The following is a 599-nucleotide window of genomic DNA, read 5'->3' as shown; positions in this document are numbered from 1 at the left end:
TTGGCGGGGCTTGGTGGCGCCGATACGCTCATCGGCGACGCCGGTACCGACACGGCCAGCTATGCGGCGTCGGCAGCCGGTGTGGACGTCAGCCTGGCGACCGGCGTGGCGCATGGCGGCGATGCCGAGGGCGACACCTTCTCCGGCATCGAGGGACTTCTCGGCTCCGCGCAGAGCGACACGCTCGAGGGCGACGGCAACAACAACGTGCTGAACGGCGGCGCCGGCATCGACACGCTGAGCTACGAGCACGCGGCCGCGGCCATCACAGTGAGCCTTGCGACGACGGCGGCCCAAAACACCATCGGCGCCGGCAGCGATACGCTCTCAGCCTTCGAGAACCTGATCGGCTCCGGCTTTGGCGACACGCTGACCGGAAGCACGGCAGCCAACGTCATCTCGGGCCTCGGCGGCGACGATGTGATCAATGGCGGCGCAGGCGCCGACACGATGGTCGGCGGCATCGGCAACGACACCTACGTCGTCGACAACACTGGCGACATCGTGGACGAGACCGGCGGTGACGGGATCGACCTGGTTCGCTCGTCGATTGCGTTCAACCTTTCCGATGCCCTCCACGTCTTTGGAGACGTCGAGAA

The 599-nt window shown here is 67.1% G+C and carries 1 protein-coding gene; it reads left to right on the top strand.

The window, feature by feature from the left end:
- A partial coding sequence (locus tag ACFFNA_RS40600; RefSeq protein ID WP_378926071.1) for a calcium-binding protein occupies positions 1-599 on the top strand: 599 nt, incomplete at both ends.

This window comes from Mesorhizobium kowhaii (assembly GCF_042431665.1).
Lineage (GTDB): Bacteria > Pseudomonadota > Alphaproteobacteria > Rhizobiales > Rhizobiaceae > Mesorhizobium > Mesorhizobium kowhaii.
The sequence above is the reverse complement of the archived record's forward strand: the minus strand, read 5'-3'. Positions and strand labels throughout refer to the sequence as shown.